Source organism: Streptomyces syringium, assembly GCF_017876625.1.
Lineage (GTDB): Bacteria > Actinomycetota > Actinomycetes > Streptomycetales > Streptomycetaceae > Streptomyces > Streptomyces syringius.
The window spans coordinates 1,480,663-1,502,924 of the sequence record NZ_JAGIOH010000001.1 but is presented as its reverse complement, the minus strand read 5'-3'; the positions used below and the strand labels follow the sequence as shown (position 1 = coordinate 1,502,924).

Genomic DNA, 22,262 nt, shown 5'->3' with positions numbered 1-22,262 from the left:
CGTGTTCACCGGAATCGTCGAAGAACTGGGTGAGGTCGTCGCCGTCGAGAACCTCGGCGACTCCTCCCGGTTCACGCTGCGCGGACCCCTCGTCACCGAGGGCGCCAAGCACGGTGACTCGATCGCCGTCAACGGCGTCTGCCTCACCGTCGTGGACACCGCCGACGGCGCGTTCACGGCCGACGTCATGGCGGAGACCCTGAAGCGCTCCAGCCTCGGCGCCCTCGGCGCCGGCTCCCGCGTCAACCTCGAACGCCCCATGGCGCTCGGCGGCCGCCTCGGCGGTCACCTCGTCCAGGGCCACGTCGACGGCACCGGCACCATCATCGAGCGGCAGCCCGGCGAGCACTGGGAGATCGTGAAGATCGCCCTGCCCGCCGAGCTCAGCCGCTACGTCGTGGACAAGGGCTCCATCACCGTCGACGGCATCAGTCTGACCGTCGTTCAGGCCGGCGCCGACTTCTTCACCGTCAGCCTCATCCCCACCACCCTCGAGCTGACCACCCTCGGCGCCAAGGGCGTCGGGGAGCCGGTCAACCTCGAAGTGGACGTCCTCGCCAAGTACGTCGAGCGCCTTCTCGGCACCGCCGACCGCACCCCCGGGGAGCCGGTCGCATGAGCGCCGTCGACTGGCTGAACGGCCAGGCCTTCGAGGTCTTCGGCCAGCGCGTCATCTGGTCCGACATGATCGGCAACACCATCGGGCTCGTCGCGCTCGCCCTCGGCTGGCGGCGTTCCATATGGACCTGGCCCGCCCAGTTCCTCTCCGGCCTCATCCTCGTCGCCGCCTACGCCTCCGCGCAGCTCAGCGGCGGCGTGGGCAAGCAGCTCCTCGTCATCGGCGTCGCCCTGTGGGGCTGGCGGCAGTGGCACCGCGGCCGGCAGCGCGCCCAGGACGGATCCATCGCGATCCGCTTCGCCACCTGGCGCGAGCGCGCCCTGCTGCTCGCCGGCACCGCCGTCGGCACCCTGGCCGTCGGCGGCCTCTTCACCGCCGTGCCCGAACTGTCCTGGAACCCCTGGCCGGACGCGTACATCTTCGTCGGCACCCTCGCCGCGATGGTCGCCCAGGCCCGCGGGCTCGTGGAGTTCTGGTTCGCGTGGCTGCTCGTCGACCTCGTCGGCGTCCCGCTCGCCTTCGACAGCGGCCTCGCCTTCTCCGGTCTCGTCTACGTCGTCTATCTCGCCCTCGTCCTGTGGGGCATGCGCGATTGGTGGCTGCGCTCGCGCACGAGCGTCAAGCCCGCACTGGAAGGAGTGGCAGCATGACCGTCCTGGAGAGCTGGTTCACGGCCGAGGACCTCACCCTCGATCCCGTCGAGCGCGCCATCGCCGACATCGCGGCCGGCCGCCCCGTCGTCGTCGTCGACGACGAGAACCGGGAGAACGAGGGCGATCTCGTCGTCGCCGCCGAGAAGGTCACCACCGAGACCATCGCCTTCATGATGTCCGAGTGCCGCGGCCTGATCTGTGTCCCCCTGGAGCAGCCCGACATCGACCGGCTCGACCTGCCGCAGATGGTCCGGGACAACACCGAGTCGATGCGCACGGCCTTCACCGTCTCCGTCGACGCCACCCGGGACCACGGCGTCAGCACCGGCATCTCCGCCGCCGACCGCGCCACCACCATCCGCCTGCTCGCCGACCCCACCACCACCCCCGGCGACTTCGTCCGCCCCGGCCATGTCTTCCCGCTGCGCGCCAAGCCCGGCGGGGTCCTCGTCCGCAACGGCCACACCGAGGCCGGCGTCGACCTCGCCCGCCTCGCCGGGCTGCGCCCCGCCGCCGCCATCGTGGAGATCGCGGGCGAGGACGGCGCCATGCTGCGGCTGCCCGAGCTGATCCCCTTCGCCCGCAAGCACGGCCTGTCGATCATCTCCATCGAGGACCTGATCGCCTACCGCCGGTCCGCCGAGCCCACCGTCCGGCGCGAGGCCGAGACCCGGCTGCCCACCGCCTTCGGTGACTTCCGCGCCTTCGGCTACCGCTCCACCGTCGACGGCGTCGAGCACATCGCCCTGGTCTCCGGCGACATCGGCGACGGCGAGGACGTCCTGGTCCGGGTCCACTCCGAGTGCCTGACCGGCGACGTCTTCGGCTCGCTGCGCTGCGACTGCGGTCCCCAGCTCCAGGCCTCGCTGCAGCGGATCACCGCCGAGGGACGCGGCGTCGTCCTCTACCTCCGCGGCCACGAGGGACGCGGTATCGGGCTGATGTCCAAGCTGCGCGCCTACGAGCTCCAGGAAGGCGGCCGTGACACCCTCGACGCCAACCTCGAACTCGGTCTCCCGGCCGACGCCCGTGACTACGCCGCCGGCGCGCGGATCCTCACCGATCTCGGGGTGCGTTCGCTGCGGCTGATGACCAACAACCCCGACAAGACCGCGGCCCTGGTCCGGCACGGCCTGAAGGTCACCGGCCGGGAGCCGATGCCCGTCCAGGCGGGTGAGCACAACCTGCGCTATCTGCGCACCAAGCGGGACCGCATGGGCCACGACCTGCCCTGGCTGGACACCGACGAGGTGTCCCCCTGCGGCAATCAGTGATCCGCCGTGCGTCTCCCGTTACGCAAGAGACCTGAAAACCCCCACAGCCGACAACAGCCCCATGGCACGAGCAGGAAACCGAGGACAGACGTGAGCGGCAAGGGCGCCCCCGAGCTGAGTGTGAAGAACTGCCAGGACCTGCGGGTCGCCGTGATCGCCGCGCAGTGGCACGAGAAGGTGATGGACGGTCTCGTCGACGGCGCCCTGCGCGCCCTGCACGACCTCGGCATCGACGAGCCGACCCTGCTGCGCGTCCCCGGCAGCTGGGAGCTGCCGGTCGTCGCCAAGGCCCTCGCCGGCCGCGGCTACGACGCGGTCGTCGCCCTCGGCGTCGTCATCCGGGGCGGCACCCCGCACTTCGAGTACGTGTGCCAGGGCGTGACCCAGGGCCTCGCCCAGGTCTCCGTCGACACCGGCGTCCCCGTCGGCTTCGGCGTCCTGACCTGCGACACCGAGGAGCAGGCCCTGGACCGGGCGGGCATCGAGGGCTCGAACGAGGACAAGGGCCACGAGGCGGTCACCGCGGCCGTCGCCACGGCGGTGATCCTCCGTTCGGTCTCCGAGCCCTGGCACTGACAGCGGGAGCGGACCCCGTAGGGTAGGAGCACCATGTCCAAGAAGACGTTCGAGGAGCTGTTCACCGAGCTCCAGCAGAAGGCCGCCTCCGGCGACCCCGCCACCTCCCGCACCGCCGAACTGGTCGACAAGGGCGTCCATGCCATCGGCAAGAAGGTTGTCGAGGAGGCCGCCGAGGTGTGGATGGCCGCCGAGTACGAGGGCGCCGACGCCACGGCCGAGGAGATCTCCCAGCTCCTGTACCACGTTCAGGTGATGATGGTCGCCCGGGGCATCTCGCTCGACGACGTCTACGCCCATCTGTAGACGCCCGCCCGTTCGACGAGCCCCGCGGTCGCCCGCACCCCCTGTACGCCCCAGCAGTTCCCCGCAAGTCCCGCATTCCCCACGCACAAAGGAAACCGACCTCATGCTGCGCATCGCCGTTCCCAACAAGGGTTCTCTCTCCGAGCCTGCGTCGGCGATGCTCCATGAGGCCGGCTACCGCCAGCGCAAGGACCGCAGGGAACTGGTGCTGGTCGACGCGGCCAACGACGTCGAGTTCTTCTTCCTGCGCCCCCGTGACATCGCCGTCTACGTCGGCTCCGGCAAGCTCGACATCGGCATCACCGGCCGCGATCTGCTGCTGGACTCCGGTTCGCAGGCCGAGGAGATCATGCAGCTCGGCTTCGCCGGGTCGACGTTCCGCTACGCCACCCGCCCGGGCACGGCCACGGACGTCAGCGAGTTCGGCGGGATGACCGTCGCCACCTCCTTCTCCGGCCTGGTCACCAAGCACCTCGCCGACCACGGCGTGGCCGCCTCCGTCGTGCACCTCGACGGCGCGGTCGAGACGGCCATCCAGCTCGGCGTCGCCGAGATCATCGCGGATGTCGTCGAGACCGGCACCACCCTGCGCAACGCCGGGCTGGAAATCATCGGCGAGCCGATCCTGGAGTCCGAGGCCGTCGTGATCCGGCGCGCCGGTGCCCCCGCCGATGACCCCAAGGTGCAGCAGTTCCTCCGCCGTATGCAGGGCGTCCTCGTCGCCCGCCGCTACGTGATGATGGACTACGACATCCGGGTCGAGCACGTGGAGCGTGCCGTCGCCCTCACCCCCGGCCTGGAGTCGCCGACCGTCTCCCCGCTGCACCACGAGGGCTGGGTCGCCGTCCGCTCGATGGTCCCGGCCACCGATGCCCAGCGCATCATGGACGAGCTGTACGAGCTGGGTGCCCGCGCCATCCTCACCACGGGCATCCACGCCTGCCGCCTCTGATTCCGCGCACGGGCCGGCGCCGAGTGGAGCCGGCCCGGCCCGACCGCGAAAGAACGTACGCCGTGCCTTCCCCCGTACCCCCGACCGGCCTGCCGGACCTGCCGGTCGTCTTCCGCCCGACCCGCACCCGGATCGTGCTGCTCAGCATCGGCGCCGCCCTGCTCGCCGTGCTGACGGTGATGTCGCTGGCGCTGCCGGCCCTGAACCCGGGGGACCGGGCCTCCTTCATCGGCACCGGACTGCTGGTCTTCGGCGTGCTCGCGCTGCTCAGCCGCCCCAAGGTGGTCGCCACGCGCGACGGGGTGACGGTCGTGAACCTGACGACGAAGCGCCGGCTGGCCTGGGCGGAGATCGTCCGGGTCAATCTGCGCGCCGGTGACGCCTGGGTCCACCTCGACCTCGCCGACGGCACCAGCCTGCCGGCCATGGGCATCCAGCCCGGTGTCTCCAAGGACCGGGCGATCGCCGACGCCCGCGCCCTCCGCTCGCTCGCCGAGACATTCGGAACCGGTACCTCCGCGACCTGAGGGTGGTTGCCCGCCCCCGTCGGGGACTCCTTGATTACTCTGGTGCCACGGGCACGACCTGCCCCGCCCCGCACCGAAGCGGCCGCGTTCCCCGCGCGGCACGCGCGGGAGCACCTGCGAACCAAGGAGTGAATCCCTCCGGCAATGGACGGATCGTCCTGTAGTACCTGCGCCGCCCCCCACCGCGAGGCGGCGTCATGAGTATCATCGTGTCACTGCTGCTGCTCGCGGCGGCACTGCTCCTCATCCTCGCGAACGGCTTCTTCGTCGCCGCCGAGTTCGGTCTGGTGACCGTCGACAAGCCGGCGGCCGAACGGGCCGCGGCCGAAGGTGACCGCCGGGCCCGTTCCGTGGTCGCGGCCCTGCGGGAGCTGTCCTTCCAGCTCTCGGGCACCCAACTGGGCATCACCATCACCTCCTTGGTGGTCGGCATGCTCGCGGAGCCCGCCCTCGGCCATCTGCTCACCGGGCCGCTCGGCGCGGCGGGCCTGCCGCACGGCGCCGCCCCGGGCGTCGCCGTCGTGATCGGCATGCTGGTGGCCTCCGCCGTGCAGATGATCATCGGCGAGCTGGTGCCCAAGAACTGGGCGGTCTCCAGACCACTGCAGGTCGCACGCTTCGTCGTCGGCCCGCAGAGCGCCTTCGCCCACTTCTTCCGGCCCGTGATCACCCTCCTCAACACCGTCGCCAACCGGCTCGTGCGCGCCCTGGGCGTGGAGCCCGCCGAGGAGCTGGCCTCCGCCCGCACCCCCGGCGAACTCGTCTCGCTCGCCCGACACTCGGCCCGGGCCGGCGCCCTGGAGCAGGACACCGCCGACCTCTTCGTGCGGACCCTCTCCCTCGGAGACCTGACCGCCCAGCACGTCATGACGCCCCGGGTGAAGGTCAGCGCCCTCCAGTCCTCGGCGACCGCCGAGGACGTCCTCAACCTCACCCGCGCCACCGGCCTCTCCCGCTTCCCGGTCTACCGCGAGCGGCTGGACGAGGTCGTCGGCATGGTCCACCTCAAGGACGCCCTCGCGGTGCCCGGTCACGAACGGCTGCGCACCCCGGTCGGGCGGATCGCGGTGGCCCCCATGCTGGTCCCCGGGACGCTGCCCGTGCAGCCGCTGCTGGAGCAGCTGCGCAGCGAACAGCCGATAGCCGTCGTCGTCGACGAATACGGCGGCACGGCCGGGGTGGTGACCCTGGAGGACATCGTCGAGGAGCTGGTCGGCGAGGTCCGTGACGAGCACGACCACGCGGACGCCCACCTTCCGGAACTGGCCCCCGTCCCCTGCGAGGAGGGCCGGTCCGCGTGGGACGCCGACGGCGGCTGCCGGGTCGACACCCTGCGCCGCATCGGCCTGGAGGCGCCGGACGGCCCGTACGAGACCGTCGCCGGACTCGTCGCCGACCTGCTCGGCCGCATCCCCGCCCCCGGTGACACCGCCGAGCTGCCCGGCTGGCGGCTCTCGGTGCGCCAGGTCGGACACCACCGCGCCGAGCGGGTACGTCTCCTGCGCACCGCCGCGGTGCCCGCACCGCTGGGGGGATCGCGATGAGCGTGCTGCAACTCCTCTTCGCCCTGCTGCTGGTGCTGGCCAACGGCTTCTTCGTCGGTGCGGAGTTCGCGCTCGTCTCCGTGCGCCGCAGCCAGATCGAGCCCCGGGCCGCCGAGGGCTCCGCCCGGGCCCGTACGGTCCTGACCGGGCTCGAGAACCTGCCGCAGATGATGGCCGCGGCCCAGTTCGGCATCACCGTCTGCTCGCTGACGCTCGGCGCGGTCGCCGAACCGACCGTCGCGAAGCTGCTGGAGCCCCTCTTCCACACCGTGGGGCTGCCCGAGGGGCTGATCCACCCGCTGGGCTACGTCATCGCCCTGGCCCTGGTGGTCTTCCTGCACCTGGTCATCGGTGAGATGGTGCCGAAGAACCTGGCCATGTCGGCCCCCGACCGGGCGGCCCTGTGGCTGGGCCCGGGGCTCGTGACCTTCGCCCGGCTCTGCCGGCCGGTCACCGCCCTCCTCGGCGCGTGCGCGCACGGGGTGCTCCGGCTCTTCCGCGTCGAGCCCAAGGACGAGGTGGAGGCGGTCTTCACCAGTGAGCAGCTCACCCATCTGGTCGAGGACTCCCGCCAGGCCGGACTCCTCGAACCGGCCGAGCAGGAGCGCCTGGAGGACGCCCTGGGGCTGGGCAGCCGCCCGGTCACCGACGTCCTTTTGGACCCGGCCACCCTGGTGACCGTCGCCCCGACGGTCACCCCCCGGCAGATCGAGGAGCTGACCGTACGGACGGGCTACTCCCGCTTCCCGGTCCGCGCGCCCGGCGGCGCCTTCATGGGCTATCTGCATGTGAAGGACGTCCTGGACCTGGAGGACCGGGACCGGGCCGTGCCCCAGCACGTCTGGCGGCGGGTCGAGACCCTGCGGGCGGAGTTGCCCCTGGACGACGCGCTGACCGTGATGCGCAGGGCGGCTTCGCACCTGGCGGCCGTCACCGACGCCTCCGGGCGGGTGCTGGGCGTGGTCGCACTGGAGGACGTGCTGGAGATGCTGGTCGGCGAGGTCCGTGACCCCGCGCACCGGAGGGCGTCCCCGCGCCCGGCCGAGGCCCCGCCCGGCACCCGGCTGAACCGCCCCCGCGCGGCGGCCGCGATGCCGGCCGAAGCCCTCGCCGCGCTGCCCGAGGAGAGGTCCGAGGAGCGGCTCGACGAGAGGCTCCGGGAAGGCTCCCAGGAGAGGTCCCAGGAGAGGTCCCAGGAGAGGGATGCCATCCCCGCGGAGCGGGACGCGATGGCCGGCTGAGGCTGAGGCCGAGGGCGGGACGGGTCCGGTCGTGACCGGACCCGTCCCGCCCTCACGGTGGTGGGTCCTGCGGGTCGCGGGTCATCGGCCCGCGGCCCGACAGGACCTCGCCGTACGCCTGCATCAGATCCGGCAGCCGCAAGGTGGCCAGGTCGTCGCGGGTCGGCGTGCCCGCGTAGCCCGACAGCCGCAGATCGCGGTAGGCGCAGCTCTTCTCGTACAGGGTGCGCAGGAAGCGGCCGTTGCCCAGCTCGTCGATCCAGCCCTGGGCGACCACGTGGCCGCTGATGCTGCGCAGCTCCTCCAGGGCCTCCTCGTCCCACTTGTCGCCGTTCTCCCCGGCCAGCACCTCGCCGATGCGGGTCAGCTCCAACGGGCGATAGCTGGGGAAGTCCACCCGGGTGGTGAAGCGGGAACCGAGCCCCGGATTGGCGGCCAGCAGCCGGTCCATGCCCTCCGGGTAACCCGCCAGGATCACCACCAGCCGGTCCCGGTTGTCCTCGGCGCGCTTGAGCAGCACCTGCAGCGCCTCGTCGCCGTACGCGTCGCCCTTGCTGTAGCCCGAGTTGGACAGGCTGTACGCCTCGTCGACGAACAGCACCCCGCCGAGCGCCGAATCGATCAGCTCGTTGGCCTTGACCGCGGTCTGGCCGAGAAACTCACCGACCAGGTCGGCGCGCTGCGCCTCGACGAGGTGGTCACCGCCCAGCAGCCCGAGGGCGTAGAACACCCGTCCGAGAATCCGGGCGACCGTGGTCTTGCCGGTGCCCGAGGGGCCGGAGAAGACGAAATGACGCTTGGGAGGCTGCACGGGCAGCCCCTGACCGGCACGCAACCGCGCCATGTGCAGCTGCGCGGAGAGCGCCCGCACCTGCCGCTTGACCGGCTCCAGCCCCACCATCCGCTCCAGCTCGGCCAGGGCCTTCGCCAGCAGGACGGGATCGGAGCGGCCGGGCAGCGGCTGGGTGGTGGGCTGGGCCGGAATACGGATCTTCTCGCGCACGCCGTCGGCGTCGACCGGCGCGGTGCCGGTGGGCTCCGGGTCCGTACCGGTCAGGACGTCCCGCCCGTCGAGGGTGTCGGGGGCGGCCAGCAGATCCGGGTCGCCGGGAGGATCGACGGGGTCCTGGCCCGAGCCCCCCAGCGGCACCGGGGCGAGGTCGTTGTGGTCGTCCAGACCGTTCCCGTCCGCGATGGCGGTGAGCCGCGCCGAGGTGTCCATGAAGGAGGGGTCCACCCGGTGCACGGCCCGGTAGAGGGGGAGGGCGGCGGCGCTGCGCCCGGTCCCCTCGTGGGCCCGGGCCAGCCAGTAACGCAGCTCCTTGCGCTGCGGCTGCTCGCTGCGGCAGCGCATCAGCGCGGCGGACAACAAGGGCTCCGCCTGCCCGAACATCTCCAGCCGCACCCGGGCCATGCCGCCGAACAGCCCCGCCTCGATGCCCAGCAGCGGGTCGCCCAGCAGCGGCTCGGTGTGCCGTACGAGCTGCTCCCAGTCCTTGACCAGATAGGCACGGCAGGCGTGCAGGAAGCGCACCTGCGGGTCCGCCTCGACCGGTGGACAGCCGGCCAGCGCCCGGTCCAGCTCCGGCACATGTCGGCCGTCGAGCCAGTGCGAGGCGTGCGCGAGCAGCAGGTCACGGCCGCTCTCCAGCACGGGCTGGACCCACCAGCCGAGCCAGTACCAGGAGTTGAGGGTGCGCCGGTGGCGGGCGCGCTGCTCGCCGAACCGGTCCCGGTGGCGGTACATGCGCAGCAGCGCGGTGGTGGTGTCGGCGCGCAGCGCGTGCAGGCCGAGCCAGGCGTCGGCCATCCCCGGGTCGGCGTGGACCGCGGCCCGGAACTCCTCCTCGGCCTGCGCGTAGGCGCCCATCGTGTAGGCGTCGACGGCGCGCAGCCAGGCGAGATCGGCCGGGGCGGGTGGGCCCTGCATGCCGAAATCCATCACGTCCCCCACAAACCGTTCCCCCGTAGCGTGCTGCCGGGCGAGTACCTGGCGCGCCTTTCCGAACCGCTGTGCTGTGGACGGGAGTTGACCAGTGTGCCAGTGCACCCGCCGATAGGTGCACCGACTCGCATCGTACCTGCGCAGGCGGCATCGGCCGAAGGGTGGCGCACCGCCGATCGCGGCATGATCGCGGCGTGAAAGCGATCCCGCGGTGAAGGGCCGACAGGGGCCGGGGCCGGGAAGGGGTCCGGAATGCGGTCACTCAGGGTGACACGTGGCGAGCGAACGATGGCGCAAAGCGCCCAAATCGCAAGGGTGGAGGTGGTACGAAGCCCCCGATCACGGGGGAACAACCGGGGGCCTCGCGTCCGCAGGCGGCCAGCGTGGGCCGCACATTGAGAACGTAAGTCCTGTACGCCCCCTCGGTCAAGCGAAGTTGAGGCACTCGGCGGGGATCGGCCGGGGGTGTCGGGCGAGGTGACCGCCGATGGTCACGGACGGTGACGATCGGGGGAGCTCAAGGGGATCCATGGGGCCCCGGCAGCACCTCGTACCCCTCCGGACGCTGGTGCACCAGGAGTTCCGCATACGGGCGCGTGGGGTCGGTCGCGAAATGTTCGCGCTCCGCTCGCTTCCAGCCGTCCCAGAATGTGGACATGCCCGGGCCGTCACGAAGTTGACCCCGCTCCCAGGAGCTCACATCCGTCAACTCCATCCACATCAGACACGCCAGATACGGCCGCAGCGCCCGGCGTCCCGCCCCGACCCCCTCGACGATCACGACCGGCGCCGCGGCCAGCTCGCGTTCGCCCGCGAACCGGCGCGCGACCCAGTCGTAGGTGCGATAGCGAGCGGTCTCCCCGCGGGAGAGGGGAGCCAGAATCCATGCGTCCAGCCGGTCGGACCAGTCGAAGAGCTCCTCGTGGGTGGCCAGATCGTCCAGATGCAGTACGGGGGCGCCGCCCAGCGCCGCCGCGAGCCGGCCGCTGAAGGTGGTCTTCCCCGACCCCGCGTGCCCGTCCACGGCGACGAGCCGTACCGGCCCGACGGACGGGGGCAGCGCCCGGAGCCGACGCGCCAGGGCGTCGAGCGCGGGCGGGGTGTGCGGGCCGGGGCGGAGAGGATCGTTCACCGGACCACCCTAGGACGCCCCGGGAGCATCGGGGCGCGGCCACGGCTCGCGCACAGCGGAACCGGCTCGCGGTATTGGGGACGCGCCCCACGGGGAATCACTGGCCCATGTCGCCGAAGCCCAGCAGACCCGCGCCCGCCGATCAGCCCCCGACCCCTCCCGACCCGCCTACCCCTTCTATCTCACTCGCCCCGCGCCGCAGCGTGCTCGTCGCGGCCCTCGGGGTCGCGGCGGCCGCGACGGTCGCGGCCGCGTCCTCTCTCACGGCCGTCACCCCCGCGTTCGCGGCCGCACCCGGAGACGGCCCCAGGGCCGGGGAGCCAACCGTCGACTACCACGCCTGGACGACCCTCGCCGACTGGCGGCGCGGCAGAGCCGCGGGCACCCGGGTCCGCTCGGGGACCCGCCCCGGGGTGGTGATCGACCGGCCCGTCGGCACCTTCGAGTACACCGACCCGCACACCCGCACCACGGCCACCTGGGAGTACGCCACATGGACCGCACCGGTCCGCGTCCTGCCCACGCCCGCGACCGAACTCGTCGCCTCCTGGAACGCCCGCACCCCCGCCGGCACCTGGCTCCAGGTGGAGCTGCGCGGTACGTACACCGACGGCGCGACGACCCCGTGGTACGTCCTCGGCCGGTGGACCTCGGGTGACGCTACCGGCGACATCCGGCGCACCTCCGTCGACGGACAGGGCGACGGCAGGAGCAACGTCTCCACCGACACCCTCGCCATCGACCAGCCCGGGAGCGGACTGCGCTTCACCTCTTACGAGCTGCGCCTCACCCTTCATCGCAAGCCGGGCACCGATCTCACCCCGACGGTCTGGCGGCTCGGCGCGATGGGCTCCGACATCCCCGACCGCTTCACGGTGCCCGCCTCGCGGCCGGGGGAGGGGGCGGGGCGGACGCTGGCGGTGCCGCGCTACTCGCAGGAGATCCACAAGGGGCAGTACCCCGAGTACGACAACGGCGGCGAGGCGTGGTGCAGCCCGACCTCCTCGCAGATGGTCCTCGAGTACTGGGGCCGCGAGCCCACCGCCGAGGACCTCGCCTGGGTCAACCCCGCCTACGAGGACCCGCAGGTCTGCCACGCGGCCCGCTTCACCTACGACTACCAGTACGCGGGCTGCGGCAACTGGCCCTTCAACGCCGCGTACGCCGCCACGTACCGCGACATGCAGGGCCTGGTCACGCGGCTGCGGTCGCTGCGCGACCTCGAGAAGCTGATCCGCGCGCGGATCCCCGTGATCACCTCCCAGTCCTTCCTGGCCTCCGAGCTCGACGGCGCGGGGTACGGCACGGCGGGCCACCTGATGTGCGTCGTCGGCTTCACCGAGGCGGGCGACGTGATCGCCAACGACCCGGCGAGCCCGTCGAACGCGGCGGTCCAACGCGTCTACAAGCGCCGCCAGTTCGAGAACATCTGGCTGAGGACCAAGCGCTACAACGCGCAGGGCCAGGTCAGGAGCGGTACGGGCGGCGTCTGTTACCTCTACTTCCCGACGCGCCCGGCGGCACGGCAGCTCGCGGCCCTGGCCGAACTCGGCATTCGCTGAGGGGCAGTTGCCGACGGCTCCGCTCCTGGACGGCTACCCCGCCGATGCCGGCATTCGGGCGTCCGTACGATCGTCGCGACGCATGCGCATCACGGCACCACCCGTATCGCAGGCGTCACTTCATTCATACGGTGCTGGAGGGGAACGCAACCATGAGTCGGGTCACCACTGTCCTGCCGGGCGTCTTGCCGGGAATCCGTCGGGCCCGGAAGGAGGAGAGGGAGGAGATCAGCCGGCTGCTGGGCGAGGCGTTCATGGCGGACCCGGTCAGCGGCTGGGTCTTCCCGGACGAGGAGCACCGGCGGGCCGTCCATCCGCGCTTCTTCGGCGTGTTCCTGGACGCGGCGCTGCGCGACGGCTGGGTCGACGTGATGGAGGACCACTCGGCGGCCGCGCTGTGGCTGCCGGTGATGGTGGGGGAGACGGCTGGTGCCGGCGCTGATGCCGGTTCCGGCGGTGGTTCCGGCAGTGGTTCCGGCAGTGGTGAGGGCGACGGCCACGACGAGATGACCGAGGCGCTGGCGGCCGCGGACCCGGGCAACGAGCGCACCCGGATCGTGGGCGAACTGACGGCGCTCGCCCACCCGACGGACCGGTCGCACTACTACCTGCCCAACATCGTCGCCGCCCCCGGCCGCACGGGCGAGGGACGGGGCAGCGCGCTCCTCGAGGCCGTACTGGAGCGTTGCGACCGGGAGGGCATGCCCGCGTATCTGGAGGCGAGCAACACGCGGAGCAAGGCGCTGTACGAGCGCCACGGCTTCGTGTTCACGGGCAGGACCGTCGACCTGCCGGGCGGCCCGCCGATGTGGCCGATGTGGCGGGAGCCGCGCGGCTGACGCTCGGGCGCGCGTCCCCGGCCGGGGCATCGGTATGACAACCCGTCGATGCCCCGGCTTCGGGGTACCCCCGCACGCCTGTCACCTCGCCCCTTCATATGATCATTTGGGTGATGTGATCGATGATGTGGTTCAAAACGTGATGGACCACGCACACCGACGCACCGAGAAGTGATGCCGAGGGCCTGCGGGCCGTGTGGAGAACACCCGATGGGGGAGACGCATGTCACGCGTGTGGGTGGTTTCGCGCGGCCTTCGAGGACGCACTCGCGGGGGGTGCGGGAAAGCGGTGGCCGAATGCGGACCGCCGATTTCCGCTTGCTTCTTCCATTCGAACGAACGATCAGTAGCCTCTGCTCAAGACCCCTGCGATGAGCTGGAGAGACCGACTGATGGAGCGTCCACTCTGGGCCCCTCATGGCATCGACCTGTCCGTGCCGAGCGTGTCCCGCATCTACGACTACTACCTGGGCGGCTCGCACAACTTCGAGGTCGACCGTGAGGCCGGACGACGCGCCATCGAGGCTTTTCCGGGGCTGCCGAAGATCATGCAGGCCAACCGGGCCTTCATGCGGCGCGCCGTGCGGTACGCCGTCGGCCGGGGCGTGACCCAGTTCCTCGACATCGGCTCCGGCATACCGACGTTCGGCAACGTCCATGAGGTGGCGCGGGCCGCGGCCCCCGAAGCGCGCGTCGTGTACGTCGACCACGACCCGGTCGCCGTCGCGCACAGCCGGGCCGTGCTGGCGGGGGACGAGCGGACCGCCGTCGTCGCCGCCGATCTGCGGGCGCCGCATGACATCCTGGCCGCCGACGAGGTGGCCCGGCTCCTGGACCTGCGCCGGCCGGTCGCGTTGCTGCTCGTCGCCGTGCTCCACTTCATGGAGGACCGGGACGAGCCCTGGAAGGCGGTGGCCGAGCTGCGTGACGCGCTCGCGCCGGGCAGTCTGCTGGCCCTGACCCACGCGTCGACCGACGGGGGTCCGATGAAGCCGGAAGAGGGGGAAGAGGTGCAGGGTGTCTACCGCGGGGTCGGCTCCCCGCTGCTGATGCGCTCGAAGGGGGACGTGGCGGGATTCTTCGAAGGGTTCGAGATGGTCGAGCCGGGCCTCGTGCCCCTCTCGGCCTGGCGGCCCGACGCGAACGACGACTCGCCCGACTGCGCCGGTTACGCGGGAGTGGGGCGCAGACCGTGACCATGACGCCGGGCGTCAGAACGCCGGTCGGGGGCGGCGCGGGGAGAAGCGGTCCGCGGGTCCGTACCGGGACCGGGCATACGGTCCTGGACGAGGCCGTGGACATAGCCGTGGATAAGGCCGTGAACAGGACGATGGACAGGGCAACAGGCGGTACGACGGGCAGGTCCGGCGGGGGCGGGACGTGGGAGGGCGGCATCGGGGCGCAACCTGACGGAGGCGGGAGCGGAAGCGGGAACGGGGGCGTGGGCATCGTGCGGCCCCGCGGTGTCGCCGCGGCCGGCGACGCGACGGGGTCCGGCGACGAGGGCAGGTCCGGCGACGTCGCCGCGAGGGACGACCGTCTCCAGCGGTTCGCGGCGATCTGGAGCCGGGCCGTCTACCCGGCCACGACGACGTCCATGACGCGTGCCGAGTTCGAGGACTACCTCGTCCCGCTCGCGGGCCGGCTCAGCGAAACCCTGCGCGCGCAGCCTTTCGACCCCCGGCCCGCCGCCGAGGTGGGCGTCGCCCTGGTCCAGGCGCACTGCACCGACCCCGATGCCCTTCCGCTGATCCTCAACGTCATCGACGCCTATCTGGTGCTGTACTGCCCGCCCGACGACGCCATGCCCGCCGAGGAGAGCCGCGCCCGCTGCTCCCGCCTCCAGCACGCCGTGGCCGCCGGCTTCGCCCGCGCCCTGCGTGAGCGCACCCTCGCCGAGCAGGAGGCGATCTCCCGTGCGGCGCTCGCCGCGGCGGCCGAGACCGAGCGGGCCCTGCACACGAGCGAGGCCCGGTTCCGCGCGGTGTTCGAGGGCGCGGCCATCGGCGTGGGCATCGCCGACGTCAAGGGCCGCATCACGGACGTCAACGAAGCCCTCACCCGGATGTTCGGCAGCATGGAACACCATGTGAGGGGCCGCAACGTCGGTGAGATGGTGCACCCCGACGACTCACCCGAAGTCTGGGGCCTGTACCGGGAGCTGGTCCGCGGCGACCGTGACCGCTACCGCGTCGAGAAGCCGTACTACCGCACCGACGGCAGCGTCCTGTGGGCCGATCTCACGGTCTCCCTGCTCCGTGACGCCGCGGGCGAGCCCCAGTACCAGCTCGCGCTCCTGGAGGACATCACCGAGCGCCGCGTGCTGCACGAGCGGCTGCGCTACGAGGCCACCCACGACGCCCTCACCGGCCTGCCCAACCGCACCCTGTTCTTCGAGCGCCTCGACCGGGCCCTCGAACCCGGCGGCGACGGCGCCCGCTTCGGCCTGTGCTACCTCGACCTCGACGGCTTCAAGGCCGTCAACGACAGCCTTGGCCACGCGGTCGGCGACCGACTGCTCCTCGCCGTCGCCGAACGGCTGCGCTCCTGCGCCACCGAGCCGGACGAACTCGTCGCCCGCCTGGGCGGCGACGAATTCGTGGCCCTGGTCACCGGGCCCGCCGCGCAGAGTGACGTGACCGCCCTCGCCCGCCGGATGCTGGCCGCGCTCGCCGAGCCCGTGACCATCGACGGCCGCGACCTGTCCGTACGGGCGAGCATAGGCATCGTCGAAGGACCGGCCGGCGAACTGGGCGCCGCGGAGGTGCTGCGCAGCGCCGACATCACCATGTACCGCGCCAAGGCCGCCGGCGGCAACCGCTACGAGCTCGCCGACGCCGACTCGGACGCCCGCGTCATCGCCCGGCACAGCCTCACCAACTGCCTGCCGGCGGCGCTCGACAACGGCGAGTTCTTCATCGAGTACCAGCCGCTGGTACGGCTCACCGACGGCACCGTACGCGGCGCGGAAGCGCTCGTCCGCTGGCTGCACCCGCTGCACGGGGTCCTCGGTCCGGACCAGTTCATCCCGCTCGCCGAGAGCACCGGCCTCATCGTGCCGCTCGGCCGCTGGGTGCTGGAGGAAGCCGCCCGACAGGCCCGTGCCTGGCGCAGCGAGGGCATGTGCCGGGGCCCGATGCGGGTCAACGTCAACCTCTCCCCGTCCCAGCTCCGCTACCCCTCCCTCGTCCCCGACACGGTCGCGGTCCTGAAGAACGCCGGCCTGGACCCCTCGGCCCTCTGCCTGGAGGTCACCGAGAACGCCCTCATCGGCGCCGACGAGGAAGAGCTGCGCCCCTTGCGCCAACTCGCCGACATGGGCGTCGACATCGCCCTCGACGACTTCGGCACGGGCTACTCCAACCTCTCCTACCTGCGCCGACTGCCCGTCAGCACCCTCAAGCTCGACCGCTCGTTCACCCGCGGCATGCAGTGCTCACCCGCGGACCCGGTCGATGTGAAGATCGTGGAGGGCATCGTCTCGCTCGCCCACACCCTCGATCTGTCGGTCACGGTCGAGGGCGTGGAAACCGGCATACAAGCCGACCATCTCCGGTTACTCGGTTGCGACACCGCGCAGGGCTGGTACTACGCCCGCCCCGGCCCGCCGGAACGCCTCCACACGCTCTCGCACGTGGACGCGACCACCTGAGGGCCCCGCTCCTCCAGCAACCGGGTCTCCTCATCGGTCAGCAACCGCGACCGGATCAGGAACCGCACCCCTTCGGGGGCCTCGAGCGAGAACCCGCTGCCGCGCCCGGGCACCACATCCACCGTGAGGTGGGTGTGGCGCCACCGCTCGAACTGGTCGGCCGACATCCAGAAGCCGACCGCCTCCGCTACCCCCTCGACGTCCAACTCCGCGAGCAGCACATCGGACGCACCCGTACGGAACTCTCCCCGCGGGTAACACATCGGCGAGCTGCCGTCACAACACCCCCCGGACTGATGGAACATCAGCGGCCCGTGCTCGGCACTCAGCCGCCGCAGCAACCGTGCCGCGCCCGGCGTGAGCGCGATCCGGGAGACACGTATCGAGCTCATCGCGCACCCCTCCTCCAGCCGGCCCGACCCCCCGCCGGGCACCCCGACAGCCTGCCCCGGACGCCGCGCTGATCGCCAGGGGCAGGAAGGTGGGGGTTACCTCTTGACTTGGGCGAAATGGGGAGGAAAATAGCAAATACACCAGAAAACCAGAGCGAGCCGCACTGTCGACGAAGACGTTCGTCGATGAGCGTGACCACTTGTTGGCTCTGGCCAGGCCCCCGGCAGGTCCTCCCGGTCCCGGAGCGTTCAGCGACGGCTGAAGCTCAGGGGATGGAGACGGACTGCCGGGGACTGCCTTTGCCCTGTGGACGTTACGCAGGGTGGCCATGCGGGGGCGTAGTGTGGTGGGGTGGAGTGTGATGGGCGGGGGTGCCTTCGCCACCAGCCGCCCCCATGGTCAGGTCCAGGTGATGATGACCGCTCCGTCTTTGCCGCTGGAGCCTGCGGTCCCGGCATCGCCTGACGGGCCGTAGCCGGCATCGGCGCCGTGGTGGCAGTCCCCTGCGGCGGTGCCGACGTTGGGTTCGTAGCAGCCGCCCGCGCCTCCCGCCCCACCGTGCCCGCCGCGTCCTCCTGCGCCGCCGTCGCCACCCGCGCCGTAGGTCGCCGTGGCACCCTTGCCCGGGGAGCCTCCGTTGCCCGAACCGCCACCTTCCCGGCCGCGGGACCGCCGGTTGCCGATTCCTTCCCCTCTTTCCCCTGCCTCGCCGGAGCGGCCTGCGGATCCGCTGCCGCCCTTGCCGCCTGTGACACCGGCTTTGGTTTCGAGGGCCTGGCATTGCGGGTGGTAATTGCCGTAACTCGTTCCGCCCCCTTGGCCGCCCGAGCCTCCCTGCCCTGTTGTCGTGGCACCCTTCCCACCGCCACCACGGCCGCCGTTCTTCTCGCCGCCGTAGCCGCCGCCTCCGCCGTGCCCGCCGCCACCGCCCGCGCCGGGTTTCCCGCCATGACCGCCGAGGGCCTGCCAAGCGCCTGCCGAGCTGGCGCCGCCGGCGGTTCCGTCGCCGGAGGCTTTCCGTCCGGCCACACCGTCGTGCCCGTTGCCACCGCCGCCGGGCATCAGGTGACTGCCGCTGCCGCCGCTGCCCCACTGCCCGCCTTCGGGGCTCGTGCCTGCGCCGTGCCCGCCGCCGCCTGTGCCCACGGTCACGGTGAATGGCGAGAAAGATGTCAAGCGGCACTTGAGGTAGCCGCCGGTGCCACCGCCGCCGCCACCCCCGCCACCGGCTCCGCCACCGCCGCCGCCCCCTCCGCCCCCGGCGTTCTGGGTGAACGAGCGGGAACCGCCGCCGCCCCCGCCGCCGCCCGCACCGGTGCCGCCGCCACCCCCGCCTCCACCGCCACCGCCGGCTCCCCAGAGCTCGATGATGACCTCATCGACGTTCGCCGGCACGGTGAACTTGTACTGACCGGGAGTGGTGAACACTTTCTTTCCCGAGGCGGCCTCTGCTGGTGTGGCGATCCCCAGCGGCAGCAGGGATGCGGTCAACGCCAGTACCGCGGAGGCGGCGTGGAGGCCACGGCGCCGTGAGCATGAGGGGCGATGGCGATGAGGACCGGACAGGGCGGAACCCAGCACGACCGGGAGGGAACGGCGCGACACGCTTCTCCTTGAGGAAGGGGGACGTCAGGCGGGCAACCGTAACCCTGCGTGCCGCACCGTGCTCACTCCGCAGTCGCCAGTCGCTTAATCGTGTGATCCCAGCGGCTTCAGGTGTACGCCCTGGGGGGCGGTCAGCCAAGAAATGATGATCCGTCGTTCGGGTTGTCGGCCATAACGCCGCCCGCGCGCGAACGGTTAACACCTCGTCGCAGTCTGGGTGGTCCAGGAGCGGCGAGCGGCTGGAGGCCCGTAGACATGAAGAAGTTCACCAAGACCGTCGTGATCGCCGTGAGCGCCGGAGTCCTCACGGGTGCCCTGGGGTTCCTCACGTCCGGTACCGCTGCGGCGGACACGATCCGCTGCTCCGATGCGAGGTCGGCGAACACGAACGGGAACCTCTCCAATGACGTCGCACAGCAGGGCAACAAGCTCATCGGTTCCGTCGTCGACGCGGCGACCTGCACCACCATGCAGACCAGCAACGGACTGAACGGCGCGGACAACGCCGCCTAGGCGGCCTCGCGGCCGGTACGAGGCGGCGGCTGCCGCGACTGGGCCTGTGCCCATTCCGCCGCAGTTCGTGCGCGCCGGGAGGAAGGCGCCTGACGGGCAAAAGCCCAGTTCAGGCGCCTTTTGCGCGTCTCTGGAAGAAGCCAGTGGCCGCCCAGGCGCCGGCCGCGGTGCTTCCCGGAGGATCGCGTGGGCGTTGGAGTCGACGGCGGCCAGGCGCGGGGCATCCCTCCGCGGCCAGGGTGCGGACTCGCTGGGGATCTCCACCGCGGCACCGCTCAGGTGTACAGACCCGCAGAAGCACGTGTCCGAGGGTGAAACCGTGTCACCCGAACGATGTCATCACCACGAAGCGGCCTGGACTCACGCATCCTGGTGGTGTAGGTCACCACAACGGCGGTGACGACCCGGGCACGTGTGCCGTACTCCTCGCAGTTTGCTCCGGCGGCCCGGCGGCTGGACCGGGAGATAAGGGGCGCGGCCCTGTGACCCATGGCGGCAGGAGCGTCCTGAGCGAAGCGTGAAGAGGAAGTGGCAAGGGTGGAAACCTGGACCGGATGGACGGCGCTGTCCGTCTACTTGGCCGGAGGGGTGGTCGACCTCTGCCTACGCAGCTGGCTGCATTACCGCGCGACCGGCGACAACGGCCACCGCTACACCCCGCCGGCGCTGGGCACTCTCCCGTGGTGGTCGCAGATACTCACGGGCGCAGGACTGGTGCTGGGGGCGTGGGCTCCGGTGCTCGCCGTGCTCGGGCTGGTGAGCCCGGCGGAAGAGCTGGACGTCGTGCCGGTGTTCGGCATGGGGCTGGCAGTCGCCGTCGTCGGGTTCGCCGGGGTGTTCGCCGCGCAGCAGGCGATGGGCCGCTCCTGGCGGATCGGTGTCGACACGGGCGAGCGCACGGCGCTGGTGACGAGCGGGGTGTTCGGACTGATGCGCAATCCCATCTACACCGCGCTGCTCACTGCCCTGACGGGCATGGTGGGCATGGTGCCCAGCTGGCTCCAACTACTGGCCCTGCTCTTCGTGTTCGCCGGTGTCGAGCTCCAAGTGCGGTATGTCGAGGAGCCCTACCTGGCACGGACGCACGGCACCGCCTATCTCGAGTACACCGCAGTGGTCGGGCGGTTCGTTCCCGGCGTGGGGCGGGCAGCCATCGCCGGGCCCGCCGGGGCGGACCAGGAACGGGACATGTGATGAGCGCGGACCTCACGGCGCGGAGGAGCTACTCCTTTTCCGCCACGGCGCCAAGTTCCCGGACGGCGTCCGGGAGCAGGCCAACCGCCTCATCGAGAGGGCGGGCGGAAGGCGCCCGAACGGGCATAAGCCCAGCTCAGGCGCCTTGTTCGCGCCTCTAGAAGAAGCCCAGCTTCTTCGGGGAGTACGAGACCAACAAGTTCTTCGTCTGCTGGTAGTGGTCCAGCATCAGCCGGTGGTTCTCCCGTCCGATGCCCGACTGCTTGTAGCCGCCAAATGCAGCATGGGCCGGGTACGCGTGGTAGCAGTTGGTCCAGACGCGGCCGGCCTGGATGGCTCGGCCTGCTCGGTAGGCCGTGGTGCCGTTGCGGGTCCAGACACCGGCGCCCAGGCCGTAGAGGGTGTCGTTGGCCGTGTGGATCGCGTCGTCGAAGTCGGTGAAGGGTGCCACCGCCACCACCGGGCCGAAGATCTCCTCCTGGAAGACCCGCATGCGGTTGTCGCCCTCGAAGATGGTGGGCTGGACGTAGTAGCCGCCCGCGAGTTCGCCGCCGAGGTCGGCGCGGGCGCCGCCGGTGCGGACCCGGGCGCCTTCCTGCCTGCCGATGTCGAGGTAGGAGAGGATCTTCTCCAGCTGGTCGTTGGAGGCCTGGGCGCCGATCATCGTGTCGGTGTCCAGGGGGTGGCCCGGGAGGATCGCTTCGGTGCGGGCCGTGGCCGCTTCCAGGAAGGCGGCGTAGTGGCCTCGCTGGATCAGGGCGCGGGAGGGGCAGGTGCAGACCTCGCCCTGGTTGAGGGCGAACATCGTGAAGCCTTCGAGGGCCTTGTCGAGGAAGTCGTCGTCGGCGGCCGAGACGTCGTCGAAGAAGATGTTCGGGCTCTTGCCGCCCAGTTCGAGGGTGACCGGGATGATGTTCTCCGACGCGTACTGCATGATCAGGCGGCCCGTCGTCGTCTCGCCGGTGAAGGAGATCTTCGCGACGCGGGGGCTGGAGGCGAGCGGTTTGCCGGCCTCGACGCCGAAGCCGTTGACGATGTTCACCACGCCCGGCGGCAGCAGGTCGGCCACCAGGTCCAGCCAGACGTGGATCGACGCCGGGGTCTGCTCCGCGGGCTTCAGGACGACGGCGTTGCCCGTGGCCAGGGCCGGGGCGAGCTTCCACGCGGCCATCAGAATGGGGAAGTTCCAGGGGATGATCTGGGCGACGACGCCGAGCGGCTCGTGGAAGTGGTAGGCGACCGTGTCCTCGTCGATCTGGGAGAGGCCGCCCTCCTGGGCGCGGATCGCGCCCGCGAAGTAGCGGAAGTGGTCGATGGCGAGCGGGATGTCGGCGGCGAGGGTCTCGCGGACCGGTTTGCCGTTCTCCCAGGACTCCGCGACGGCGAGGAGTTCGAGGTTGTTCTCCATGCGGTCGGCTATGCGGTTCAGCAGGAGGGCGCGTTCGGCGGGGGAGGTGCGGCCCCAGGCGGGGGCGGCCGCGTGGGCCGCGTCCAGGGCCCGTTCGACGTCCTCGGCCGTGCCGCGCGCGATCTCGGTGAACGGCTGTCCGTTCACCGGGGTCGGGTTCTCGAAGTACCGGCCCTGCTTCGGCGGCACGTACTCGCCGCCGATCCAGTGGTCGTACCGGGGACGGTAGGAGACGATCGCCTCGGGGGTTCCGGGGTTGGCGTAGCGGGTCATGGGGCGGCCTTCCGGTTCGCTGCCGCCCGCTCCCGACGCGGACGGCGACCGGCA

19 protein-coding genes and 1 pseudogene are annotated in these 22,262 nt (G+C 71.5%); 15 read left to right on the top strand and 5 right to left on the bottom strand.

Going from position 1 to position 22,262, the window contains the following annotated elements; translation table 11 throughout:
• Position 1 precedes the first annotated feature (1 nt).
• The 9 genes from JO379_RS06570 to JO379_RS06530 all read left to right on the top strand — a co-directional run bounded on the left by JO379_RS06570 (position 2) and on the right by JO379_RS06530 (position 7,692).
• Positions 2-619, top strand: a complete 618-nt coding sequence (locus tag JO379_RS06570) for a riboflavin synthase (RefSeq protein ID WP_209514320.1) — start codon at positions 2-4, stop codon at positions 617-619.
• Complete coding sequence (locus JO379_RS06565) at positions 616-1,269, top strand: nicotinamide mononucleotide transporter family protein (protein ID WP_130876833.1); 654 nt, start codon at positions 616-618, stop codon at positions 1,267-1,269. The genes JO379_RS06570 and JO379_RS06565 overlap by 4 nt, the downstream gene beginning before the upstream one ends.
• Positions 1,266-2,546 (top strand): bifunctional 3,4-dihydroxy-2-butanone-4-phosphate synthase/GTP cyclohydrolase II, encoded by a 1,281-nt coding sequence (locus JO379_RS06560; protein WP_130876832.1) that lies wholly within the window; start codon positions 1,266-1,268, stop codon positions 2,544-2,546. Before JO379_RS06565 ends, JO379_RS06560 begins: the two co-directional genes overlap by 4 nt.
• Before the next feature lie 90 nt (positions 2,547-2,636).
• Complete coding sequence (gene ribH / locus JO379_RS06555) at positions 2,637-3,122, top strand: 6,7-dimethyl-8-ribityllumazine synthase (protein WP_130876831.1); 486 nt, start codon at positions 2,637-2,639, stop codon at positions 3,120-3,122.
• Between the two features lie 33 nt (positions 3,123-3,155).
• A complete protein-coding gene (locus tag JO379_RS06550; RefSeq protein WP_087929011.1) occupies positions 3,156-3,428 on the top strand; it encodes a phosphoribosyl-ATP diphosphatase in 273 nt (90 codons plus the stop codon).
• A gap of 103 nt (positions 3,429-3,531) precedes the next feature.
• Complete coding sequence (gene hisG, locus JO379_RS06545; protein WP_130876830.1) at positions 3,532-4,380, top strand: ATP phosphoribosyltransferase; 849 nt, start codon at positions 3,532-3,534, stop codon at positions 4,378-4,380.
• 62 nt (positions 4,381-4,442) lie between these two features.
• A complete protein-coding gene (locus JO379_RS06540) occupies positions 4,443-4,907 on the top strand; it encodes a PH domain-containing protein (protein WP_207303853.1) in 465 nt (154 codons plus the stop codon).
• Positions 4,908-5,104: 197 nt separating this feature from the next.
• Positions 5,105-6,451, top strand: a complete 1,347-nt coding sequence (locus JO379_RS06535; protein ID WP_209514318.1) for a hemolysin family protein — start codon at positions 5,105-5,107, stop codon at positions 6,449-6,451.
• Positions 6,448-7,692 (top strand): hemolysin family protein, encoded by a 1,245-nt coding sequence (locus JO379_RS06530; protein WP_245381398.1) that lies wholly within the window; start codon positions 6,448-6,450, stop codon positions 7,690-7,692. The genes JO379_RS06535 and JO379_RS06530 overlap by 4 nt, the downstream gene beginning before the upstream one ends.
• 52 nt (positions 7,693-7,744) lie before the next feature.
• Here JO379_RS06530 and JO379_RS06525 read toward each other — a convergent pair whose 3' ends face one another.
• Together JO379_RS06525 and JO379_RS06520 are read right to left on the bottom strand one after the other, a co-directional pair.
• Positions 7,745-9,634, bottom strand: coding sequence for an AAA family ATPase (locus JO379_RS06525; RefSeq protein ID WP_130877068.1), 1,890 nt, complete (start codon positions 9,632-9,634; stop codon positions 7,745-7,747).
• Positions 9,635-10,154: 520 nt separating this feature from the next.
• A complete protein-coding gene (locus JO379_RS06520) occupies positions 10,155-10,769 on the bottom strand; it encodes a uridine kinase family protein (RefSeq protein ID WP_130876829.1) in 615 nt (204 codons plus the stop codon).
• 203 nt (positions 10,770-10,972) lie between these two features.
• Here JO379_RS06520 and JO379_RS06515 point away from each other — a divergent pair, with 203 nt between their 5' ends.
• The 4 genes from JO379_RS06515 to JO379_RS06500 all read left to right on the top strand — a co-directional run bounded on the left by JO379_RS06515 (position 10,973) and on the right by JO379_RS06500 (position 16,822).
• On the top strand, positions 10,973-12,331 hold the full coding sequence (locus JO379_RS06515) for a C39 family peptidase (protein ID WP_307841908.1): 1,359 nt from the start codon (positions 10,973-10,975) through the stop codon (positions 12,329-12,331).
• Between the two features lie 152 nt (positions 12,332-12,483).
• On the top strand, positions 12,484-13,170 hold the full coding sequence (locus tag JO379_RS06510) for a GNAT family N-acetyltransferase (protein WP_209514315.1): 687 nt from the start codon (positions 12,484-12,486) through the stop codon (positions 13,168-13,170).
• 392 nt (positions 13,171-13,562) lie between these two features.
• Complete coding sequence (locus tag JO379_RS06505) at positions 13,563-14,366, top strand: SAM-dependent methyltransferase (RefSeq protein ID WP_130876826.1); 804 nt, start codon at positions 13,563-13,565, stop codon at positions 14,364-14,366.
• A gap of 254 nt (positions 14,367-14,620) precedes the next feature.
• Positions 14,621-16,822 (top strand): putative bifunctional diguanylate cyclase/phosphodiesterase, encoded by a 2,202-nt coding sequence (locus JO379_RS06500; protein WP_209518558.1) that lies wholly within the window; start codon positions 14,621-14,623, stop codon positions 16,820-16,822.
• Positions 16,823-16,848: 26 nt separating this feature from the next.
• On the opposite strand, the pseudogene JO379_RS06495 reads toward JO379_RS06500, so the two are convergent.
• Positions 16,849-17,214 (bottom strand): annotated as a pseudogene (locus tag JO379_RS06495) (DUF779 domain-containing protein); the annotation flags it as partial.
• Positions 17,215-17,614: 400 nt separating this feature from the next.
• On the bottom strand, positions 17,615-18,706 hold the full coding sequence (locus JO379_RS06490; RefSeq protein WP_207303851.1) for a hypothetical protein: 1,092 nt from the start codon (positions 18,704-18,706) through the stop codon (positions 17,615-17,617).
• 369 nt (positions 18,707-19,075) lie between these two features.
• On the opposite strand from JO379_RS06490, the gene JO379_RS06485 reads away from it, so the two are divergent.
• Both JO379_RS06485 and JO379_RS33875 read left to right on the top strand, forming a co-directional pair.
• Entirely contained in the window at positions 19,076-19,333 is a 258-nt protein-coding gene (locus tag JO379_RS06485; RefSeq protein ID WP_130876823.1) for a hypothetical protein, read from the top strand.
• Between the two features lie 537 nt (positions 19,334-19,870).
• Complete coding sequence (locus JO379_RS33875; protein WP_209514313.1) at positions 19,871-20,527, top strand: methyltransferase family protein; 657 nt, start codon at positions 19,871-19,873, stop codon at positions 20,525-20,527.
• Between the two features lie 157 nt (positions 20,528-20,684).
• Here the strand turns inward: JO379_RS33875 and adh are convergent, their stop codons facing one another.
• On the bottom strand, positions 20,685-22,208 hold the full coding sequence (adh, locus tag JO379_RS06475) for an aldehyde dehydrogenase (protein WP_130876789.1): 1,524 nt from the start codon (positions 22,206-22,208) through the stop codon (positions 20,685-20,687).
• Positions 22,209-22,262: the final 54 nt, after the last annotated feature.